We start from the raw sequence: 432 nt of genomic DNA on the forward strand, positions 1-432 counted from the left end.
TGCCAGTCGCGGACGATAGCGAAAGCAGGTCTCGGATATCCCAAAAATCCGACAGGCCAGCGCAATGCTGACCCCATGATGCGCCACAGCTTGTGCGGCCAGTTCCCGGCGCTGGGCTGGCCGCTTCATTTTTTTCCAAGGGCTTCCTTCAGGATATCCGTCTGCATGCTCAAATCCGTATACATGCGCTTCAGCCGACGGTTCTCCTCTTCCAAAGCCTTCATCTGACTGATCATCGAAGCATCCATGCCGCCATATTTCGCGCGCCACCGGTAAAACGTGGCGTTGCTGATCCCATGCTCCCGGCACAGGTCAGGAACCGGGACACCGCCCTCAGCCTGGCGGATCACACCCATGATCTGGGCGTCAGTAAAGCGACCACTCTTCATCAGAATCTCCTCATCCTTACGCTGAGAAAATTCTCATTCAAAA

At 55.6% G+C, this 432-nt stretch carries 1 pseudogene; it reads right to left on the reverse strand.

What is annotated here, in order from left to right:
* A pseudogene (locus FKW31_RS15915) lies at positions 1–389 on the reverse strand (transposase); the annotation flags it as partial.
* Positions 390–432 lie beyond the last annotated feature (43 nt).

The organism is Acetobacter sp. DmW_136, from assembly GCF_008690365.1.
In the GTDB taxonomy this organism is placed as follows: domain Bacteria; phylum Pseudomonadota; class Alphaproteobacteria; order Acetobacterales; family Acetobacteraceae; genus Acetobacter; species Acetobacter oryzifermentans.